Origin of the sequence: uncultured Nostoc sp. (assembly GCF_964245575.1) — a bacterium.
Taxonomy (GTDB): Bacteria; Cyanobacteriota; Cyanobacteriia; order Cyanobacteriales; family Nostocaceae; genus Nostoc.
Map to the genome: position 1 here is coordinate 1 of NZ_CAXTNP010000311.1, position 8,253 is coordinate 8,253.

The 8,253-nt window shown below is 40.1% G+C and carries 7 protein-coding genes; 4 read left to right on the forward strand and 3 right to left on the reverse strand.

Annotated elements, in window-relative coordinates; genetic code table 11:
• Positions 1-279: 279 nt before the first annotated feature.
• The 3 genes from ACFFAP_RS32490 to ACFFAP_RS32500 all read left to right on the forward strand — a co-directional run bounded on the left by ACFFAP_RS32490 (position 280) and on the right by ACFFAP_RS32500 (position 3,090).
• The gene (locus ACFFAP_RS32490; protein ID WP_375515079.1) at positions 280-2,088 is read left to right on the forward strand and encodes an AAA-like domain-containing protein; all 1,809 of its coding nucleotides are present in this window, start codon (positions 280-282) and stop codon (positions 2,086-2,088) included.
• A gap of 261 nt (positions 2,089-2,349) precedes the next feature.
• Positions 2,350-2,925 (forward strand): AAA-like domain-containing protein, encoded by a 576-nt coding sequence (locus ACFFAP_RS32495; RefSeq protein ID WP_375515085.1) that lies wholly within the window; start codon positions 2,350-2,352, stop codon positions 2,923-2,925.
• A gap of 33 nt (positions 2,926-2,958) precedes the next feature.
• Positions 2,959-3,090, forward strand: a complete 132-nt coding sequence (locus tag ACFFAP_RS32500; RefSeq protein WP_375515080.1) for a hypothetical protein — start codon at positions 2,959-2,961, stop codon at positions 3,088-3,090.
• On the opposite strand, the gene ACFFAP_RS32505 is transcribed toward ACFFAP_RS32500, so the two are convergent.
• Together ACFFAP_RS32505 and fldA are read right to left on the reverse strand one after the other, a co-directional pair.
• Positions 3,080-3,832, reverse strand: coding sequence for an alpha/beta fold hydrolase (locus ACFFAP_RS32505; RefSeq protein ID WP_375515081.1), 753 nt, complete (start codon positions 3,830-3,832; stop codon positions 3,080-3,082). The two genes, ACFFAP_RS32500 and ACFFAP_RS32505, sit on opposite strands and share 11 nt — an antisense overlap.
• Positions 3,833-3,899: 67 nt before the next feature.
• Entirely contained in the window at positions 3,900-4,412 is a 513-nt protein-coding gene (gene fldA, locus ACFFAP_RS32510) for a flavodoxin FldA (protein WP_375515082.1), read from the reverse strand.
• Between the two features lie 500 nt (positions 4,413-4,912).
• Between fldA and ACFFAP_RS32515 the strand changes: the two genes are divergently transcribed.
• Positions 4,913-5,215 (forward strand): hypothetical protein, encoded by a 303-nt coding sequence (locus ACFFAP_RS32515; RefSeq protein ID WP_375515083.1) that lies wholly within the window; start codon positions 4,913-4,915, stop codon positions 5,213-5,215.
• A 353-nt stretch (positions 5,216-5,568) separates the two neighbouring features.
• Here the strand turns inward: ACFFAP_RS32515 and ACFFAP_RS32520 are convergent, their stop codons facing one another.
• Positions 5,569-8,097, reverse strand: a complete 2,529-nt coding sequence (locus tag ACFFAP_RS32520) for a sugar phosphate nucleotidyltransferase (protein WP_375515084.1) — start codon at positions 8,095-8,097, stop codon at positions 5,569-5,571.
• Positions 8,098-8,253: the final 156 nt, after the last annotated feature.

The following is an 8,253-nucleotide window of genomic DNA, read 5'->3' on the forward strand; positions in this document are numbered from 1 at the left end:
GAGGGTTAGGGTGGGGTAAAATCCTGGTTAATCAGCTATTTCAGACTTGTGTGTACACGGTAGCTTAGTAAGGGGGGACGGCTCAGACATTGAGATCAAAAGTGCGATGCCTGCTCTGGGCTACGCGATCGCCTGATATTGTAGATTGGGTTGTAGCTTGCTTCTCCTAATTGGTCAATCAAAATTTTCATGCACTTATGAAAGAAACTTCAGCCTTCAAGTAGTATATTGTGTCTTAATTGACATATCACCTGAGTATTAGCCATGTAGAGTATGACTATGAACTCGCCTGTTCCCCAAGATTATCAATATCAATTTGGTGGTAGTCTTCCTGCTAATGCACCTACCTACGTCACACGCCAAGCTGATGCAGATTTGTATCAGGCTGTGAAAGCTGGAGAGTTTTGTTTTGTCCTCAACTCTCGACAAATGGGTAAATCCAGTTTGCGTGTCCGCACAATGCAAACGTTACAGCGTGAAGGAATTGCTTGTGTATCTATTGATTTAACCGCAATTGGGACATCCGGGCTAAAGTCTGAACAATGGTATTCTGGGATTATTGATACTATTGCCGGTTCTGAAAGTTTAAACTTAGGTGAGCAGTTTGATATAGATGAGTTCTGGGAAGAAAATTCCCGCTTTTCTGATGTGCAGATTTTTGGGAAGTTTATTGACAGATTACTCAAATTAGTTTCCACACAGATTGTTATTTTTATAGATGAAATTGATAGTGTTCTCAGTTTAAAATTTCCGGTTGATGATTTTTTTGCTTTAATTCGAGCATTGTTTAATCAAAGAGTTGATAATCCCGAATATCAACGCATTACTTTTGTGCTTTTGGGAGTAGCTACCCCTTCTGAGTTAATTCAAGATAAAAAGCGCACTCCTTTTAATATTGGCAAAGGAATCGAATTAACCGGATTTGAATTTGCAGAAGCTTTACCTTTAATTAAGGGATTCTCTGGAAAAACTAGCAACCCGGAAGCCGTACTCAAAGCGATTTTAGACTGGACTGGAGGACAGCCATTTTTGACTCAGAAAGTCTGTGAATTTGTCCGTAAATCTGCAACTGGAATTCTCCCAGGTGAAGAAGCTCTTTTTGTCGAGAATTTAGTCAGAGATAGAGTGATTCATAATTGGGAATCTCAAGATGAACCGGAACACTTTAGAACGATTCGGGATAGGATTTTAAAAAGAGATGAACAGAAAGCAGCATACTTATTAGATTTATATCAACAAGTATGGCACTCAGGCGGAATTGATATTGATAGTAGTATTGAACAGAGTGATTTACAGTTAGCGGGAATCGTTGTTAACAAAGGGAATAAATTAAAAGTTTATAATCGGATTTATCAAACCATTTTTGACAGCTTATGGATTAAGAAAAGTTTAGCCAGTTTGCGTCCTTATGCAGAGAATTATCGTCAGTGGATTTTATCAGTCAAGCAGGATGAGTCTCGGTTATTGCGGGGAAAAGCTTTAGTAGAAGCGTCAACTTGGGCAAAGGATAAAAATTTAGGTTTTCAAGATTTGGAATTTTTAGCAGCTAGTCGTAAACGAGAGCGAGAAGAGGAACTAGCAGAAACAGAAATACAGGCAGAATTAGAAAGAGAAAGGAAAGAAAAAGAAGCAGCAGAAAGGGCTAGAGAAATTGAAGCTGAGGCTAAACAGGAAGCAGAAAGACAATTGGTAACTGCTAGGAAAAGAACACGTTTAGGAGTTATCGTTCTATTTATTACTTTAGGTGTATCTGTAATAGTGGCATTTATAGCTAGTAGTAAAGCAATAAATGAACAAGAAAAAGCTGAAAATGCTAAAAGAATCGCTACACAAGCTGAAAATAAATCTGACCAAGCTAACCGAGAACTTAATATTAGTAAGAAGCATTTAGCAGGCTTAAATGAGCAAATGGAAACACAGCGGCTAGCAGTCAATAACGCTCAAGAAAAAGCTAAAAAAACTAAGGAATATTTAGATAAAGTTCAAAAGGTTAAAAAGAGTTTAGAAGTAGAAAAAAATAAATTAAATTATGCTGCTGAAAAACTCAAAATAGAATTAACATCCAAATCTAAAGAAATTAGGCTTTAGGAGATTCGATATCTGGCACTAAGCAATCGGAAACCCAAAGAAAAAAAAACAAACAACACAAAGGGAATTGAGAAGAGCTAATTTAGAGTCTTTGATATTACTAAAAAGTAGCAAATTCCTCTAAAAAAGACATCTTTAGTGATAAATAGAGACACTGCTCCTATCTTCATCTCAAATCATTGATTGTGATTTCTAAAAATCATCCCTGCAACTTGCGGATTGTAACAATTAGCAAAAATAAATTTCTCAGCCACATCAACAATTTCTGAAGAATTTTTTGCTCTACTCCGAGCTTGGCATGAAAACGGCAAAAACGAAGAAATTTGGCAAAAATTGCGTTTAGTAATTGCTCATTCTCAAGAAGTATATGTTTCCCTAAATGTCAATCAGTCCCCCTTTAATGTGGGTTTATCTGTTGAAATAGGAGAATTCAACGCCACACAAATAAAAGAATTAGTCCAACGACATAAATTAAATTGGTCGGATACACAAATCGAACAATTAAGGGGAATGATTGATGGCCATCCTTATTTATTAAGGACTGCTCTTTATCAAATTGCCACAGGTAATTTAACTTTAGAGCAATTTCTGAAAGTTGCTCCCACTGACGAGGGATTATTTAGAGGCTTTTTACATCCCTATCTTTCATTGCTGGAAGAAGATTTATTGTTAAAAACAGCGATCCAAAAAGTGATCAAGAGTGATATTCCTGTGAAGTTAGACTCTGCACAAAGTTTTAAATTACGCAGTCTGGGCTTAATTAAATTTAAAGGAAATGAAGTTCAATGCCTTTGTAATTTATATCGCTTTTATTTTCGAGAACGCCTATCCGAATGATTACACCCAGCTTGAAAGGATGAACCATCAATAATGAGTGGTAAAATGATTAGCGATCGCAGCACCAACCCCAAAGGCGAACGCACCCCAAAACACCTCAAATTTAACAACAGCGTAGGCATAGCACACCGTAGGCATCGCACTCTCAAAGTTACTAATTTGTAGAAGTGCTAAAAGATAGTGCAGATGCTTCCAGTAGATGCGGATGGTGACTTTGCCAAAAACTCAAAATTTCTTCACCAACCTGTTGAGGATAGAAGTAGTGAAAAAAATGATATCCTTCTGGGCATTCCCAGAGTTTATCTTCTGGCTTCAACCAATTCAACCAGTCATGCAATACAGTTGGGTTGACTACTGGATCGCTCTTACTACCACATACCATCATTGGCATAGAAACTCCACCCTTGGGTAAATAAACCAACTTAAATAAAGAGTGTGATGATGGAGATTGTTCTAAATCTTTATCTAAAGCAGCTACTAACTTTTTAGTAGTATGAGGCGATTGCTTTCCAAAAAGACTGCGAACGCTGCTTGCTAAAACTAGCTCACGGCTGATGCTAAAAAGCTGTCGTTGAAAGTAATAGTGAGCCTGCCAATTGTTTGCAGGTTGAGCTGCTACAGCCAGCAAGGTGAGCGATCGCACTTTTTGCGGAAATCGTCGCGCAAAGCTTAAGGCGATCGCACCACCCATCGCATGTCCTGCTAGATGCACGGGGCGATCGCGCCATTCTAAAAACTCATATAGCAACTCCACAGCTTGATCTATGGAACTAGCTTCATCTTTAGTTTGCTGGTATTCCCACTGGGCGACCCTTATATACCCAGATAAATATTCAAGTAATGGTTTATCAAAACGCTGCAAAACAGGACTAGCACTTAACCACAAAACATCAAATGAATCAGACATAAATACCTATAACTTCTAAATTATCAATTTCAATAAAGGCGCACAGCTAGCTGTGCTACCCTAATCTCTACAAACCAAATTCTGTCTTCAACTGAGCAACCCAAGTTTTAATTCGCTGATCTGTTAGCTCAGATTGACTACCTTCATCAAGTGCTAGCCCAACAAACTTGCCATTTTTCAAAGCTCTAGAATTCTCAAAGTCATAACCCTCAGTTGGCCAGTAACCAACAGTTTTACCGCCTCGCTGGGAAATTTTTTCTTCCAGAATTCCGATTGCATCCTGGAAGTTATCGGCATAGCCATATTGGTCTCCATCGCCAAAATAGGCAACCAGCTTACCACTAAAATCTATTTCATCCAGATCGGAGAAAAAACCTTCCCAATCGCTCTGAAGTTGACCAATATCCCAAGTGGGAGAGCCAATAATCAGCAAGTCATACTCATCAAAAGTGCTAGTATCCGCCTCATAAATGGCATGTAATGTTACAACATCACCACCAAACTCATCCCGAATTTTTTCAGCATCAGATTCAGTGTTGCCAGTTTGAGTACCGTAGAACAGACCGATTTTTTTGGACATATTTTCACCTGATATATGGATTTGCGATCGCCAGGATATCTATTTGCCTTATTGAGATAGATATTCATTCTTCACTTAATGAATATCTATCTCAATAAACCTGAAGATATCCTACCAGACTTATTGAAACTTTTTATCATTTGAGCCAAGTAAAATTTTGTAAAGTATTTCAGCAAACAAACCGAAAAGGTGGGCGGCGGATCATTCCACCCCAACTTCTTGTAAGTGGCTTACGATATCCTCACACAATATTCCGAGTTATTACCGATTTGAAAAAATACATCGGTATAGGAAGCTAGAGAACAATACAGTTCAGTTAAGCATTTTTTTCTTCTCTTTGCGTCCAACTCTTAGAGACGCTGCGCGAACGCATAGCGTTCCGTTCGCGCAGCGTCCCGTAGGGAAGGAAAGGCGGTTCGTTAAAAAAATTGACTTTAACAAAGAGTTTTAGTCTTAACTGAACCGTATTGAGCTAGAGAAGGTAAATTTTTTGTGCATTTATGAAATTAATCCAAATACTAAAAGTAGCCGTAATTCCTGTTTTGACTGTATTGAGCTTGCTATCTGCATCAAATAAAGCACTAGCTGACTATTTAACTAGTCAGGGTTCAGGAGGTGATTACCGTTATGAATTATGGTCTACCGATGATAATAGTCATTACTATTTGAAAATTTGGTTATATGAAGCAAGTCCAAATAGTCACCCATACACCACAACTACAAGATTCCCCTCTAGTAGAGAAGCTTTAATTTATTTTGATTGCAATTACGCTGAGAAAAATTTACCAGAATGTTCTCAATAATAATTTTGAACCCTTCTCAAAGCATTCTGGGAGGGTTAGCCATAGGAATTATATTTAATTTGTGAAAATTCGCTGTGTCCAGATCCCCGACTTCTTAAATAAGTTGGGGGTTTAACTTTTAACGAATAATTTAGGATTGTTATATTCTTTATTTGATAGTATTTTAGATTGAATAATTTATAAATATAAATTACCTATATTTTTGGTCAATTTTTAAGACTTTGAGTAAACTACAGAGGCAAATGTGAAAGCCTACTTTCCTTCCGATAGTTGGGCGGGTGGTGAACATAATTCGTAGCTCGTAATTAAAAAATTAAATTACGAATTACGAATTACGAATTACGAATTACGAATTACGCTTCGGCGGGTTGATATTCTTGTTGTCTTTCCACAAAAGTCTGGACACGGGTGCGGTAGTTTCTTACAGTCTCATCTACCCAATCGCGATCATTGCTATTTGCATACAAATGCACCAGTGGTTCGCTAGCGTCTGGTAAAACTAACAGCCAACTGTCATCGTAGGGCTGACAAATTTTCACTCCATCGATGAGTTCTAGGTTTTGGGCTGGATGAGTTTCCACTAAGTAACGCATCAAAGCACCCTTAGCTGTCCACGGACAGCGAACTGTATAAGTTTTGTGAATTACACGGGGCAATTCTGACCGCGCAGCAGCAAGCGATCGCTCCTGTATAGTCAACATCTCAATTATCTTCGCAATGCAGAACATGGCATCAAATCCCGGATGCAGTTGCGGGAAAATAAAACCAGTATCTCCACTACCTCCTAAAACCACATTCGGGTTTTTCTGACAAGCCTCCATTAAAGCTGTAGGGTTGGCTTTAGTGCGAATCACTCTACCATCATGGCGACGGGCGACTTGTTCAATAGCACTGGAAGCATGAACTGGCACAACTACAGTTCCTCTGGGGTTAGCCGTCAGAATCATGTCTACCATCAGTGCTGTTAAAGTTTCCCCACGAATTGGGTAGCCTGATTCATCAACTAAAATTAGCTGTTCTCCATTAGCAGATACTTGGACACCAAAGTTAGCTTTCAATGCCTCGACTACATGACCTAATTGAGTCAGCAGTCCTTCACGGTCAGTGATTGACATCGCTGTTTTAGTGACACTGGCATTTAGTACCACTGCATCAGCACCAAATTTATCCAACATTTGGGGTAAAACTGCCCCCGATACGGCATAAACATAGTCAATCACCACTTTTGCTCTGCTGTTGCGGAGTGTATGAACATGCAACAGTTTTTCAAAAGCAGTGCAGTAGCGGTCATTCACTTGGCTGGGGTAAGACACATCGCCAATTTCATGAATTAGCGCCCGCCGCATATCCTCCTTAAAGTAAGCCCCTTCAATTTTCTTTTCTAGGGCTTTGGAGATATTAATGCCTTTGGTATCCATGAATTCAATCAGAATGTAGTCAGGGCGATCGGGGTGAACCCGCACATGGATACCACCAGCTACCGACATTGTGGGTATAACCGTGCGGGCGATGGGGATAGCTGTGGCATCGAGGTTTTGAATGTCAACAGCTACTGACATTAAACCAGCAATGAGTGATCGCGTCACCATCCGAGAGACATTACGCTGGTCACGGGAAACCGTTACCTTAGAACCAGGTTTTAAGGTAGAACCGTAAGCAGCTCCCAATTTCACAGCGAATTCTGGGGTAATGTCGATATTAGCTAATCCTTGCACACCACGTTGCCCGAATAAATTCCGTTGGGCGGTATTCCCCCAAATCAAGTTAATGTTTAAAACTGCCCCTGACTCAATCTTTTTACTAGGCCAAACGCGCACCCCAGGGCTAATTTGGGCTTCTTCTCCCACCGTGGAAAGCGAACCCACAACAGCAGCTTCTAATACTTGAGCGCGGCGGTCTACACGAGCGCCACGGGAAATCACGCAGGCAGAAAGAGCTGCTTCTTCGCCAATAAATGCCCCATTCCACACTATGGGACGTTTGAGATTCGCATCAGCGCCAATAGTGACATTATCACCAATTACGGTTCCTGCCTCAATCTGGACTCTTGCACCGATGCGGCAATTATCACCAATTACTGCTGGGGCTTCAATCACAGCCGTTTGGTCGATGTAAGTATTTTGACCTACCCATAACTTATGAGAAACTTGTTTATAGGCATAATCTAATTGCACTTTCCCATCTAAAGCGTCATACTGAGCCTCTCGATAAGCATCTAAGTGACCAACATCGCACCAGTAACCTTGAGCGATGTAACCATACATTGGCTCATCTTTTGCTAGTAACAAGGGAAACAAGTCTTTGGAAAAGTCACATTCAATGTTTGCTGGCAGATATTCCAAAACTTCTGGTTCGAGAATGTAAGTGCCAGTATTAACGGTATCAGAAAAAATTTCACTACTAGAGGGTTTTTCTAAAAATCGCCGAATCCGTGCTTGCTCATCGGTAATCACCACCCCAAATTCAATCGGGTTGGGAACCCTGGTTAAAATCAAAGTAGCTTTTGACTTATTTTGTTTATGAAATGCGATCGCTGCTGTCAGGTCAAAATCTGTTATGCTATCACCGCTAATGACTAAAAAGGTTTCATCAAGAAGTTCGGCAATGTTTTTCACACAGCCTGCTGTACCTAAAGGCTGATCTTCTTCGACGGCGTATGTCATCTGGACGCCAAAATCACTGCCATCTTGAAAATAGTCTCGCAAGACATCAGGTAAATAATGCAATGTCGCGATAACTTCTGTAATTTGATGTCGTTTGAGGAGATTGATAATATGTTCGGCTATTGGTCGATTAAGGATCGGCACCATCGGTTTAGGCAGATCGCAAGTTAACGGGCGAAGCCGCGTTCCCGAACCCCCCGCCATCAGTACTGCACGCATAAATCCTCCTTAGCTAGTTACAGCCTTCGCTGCTTGAAAACGTGTCAGATATATTTTGTTCTTCTTTCTCTAGTCTCCTATGGATATCGATATTTGACGAACTTCCACAAGATGCATATAGATTGGGGATTGGGGATTGGGGATTGGGTATTGGGG

What these genes read in the sequence shown, in the direction of transcription:
- fldA (WP_375515082.1), bottom strand. Translation starts at nt 4,412, where the DNA reads ATGTCCAAAAAAATCGGTCTGTTCTACGGTACTCAAACTGGCAACACT.
- ACFFAP_RS32490 (WP_375515079.1), top strand. Translation starts at nt 280, where the DNA reads ATGAACTCGCCTGTTCCCCAAGATTATCAATATCAATTTGGTGGTAGT.
- ACFFAP_RS32500 (WP_375515080.1), top strand. Translation starts at nt 2,959, where the DNA reads ATGAGTGGTAAAATGATTAGCGATCGCAGCACCAACCCCAAAGGCGAA.
- ACFFAP_RS32515 (WP_375515083.1), top strand. Translation starts at nt 4,913, where the DNA reads ATGAAATTAATCCAAATACTAAAAGTAGCCGTAATTCCTGTTTTGACT.
- ACFFAP_RS32520 (WP_375515084.1), bottom strand. Translation starts at nt 8,097, where the DNA reads ATGCGTGCAGTACTGATGGCGGGGGGTTCGGGAACGCGGCTTCGCCCG.
- ACFFAP_RS32505 (WP_375515081.1), bottom strand. Translation starts at nt 3,832, where the DNA reads ATGTCTGATTCATTTGATGTTTTGTGGTTAAGTGCTAGTCCTGTTTTG.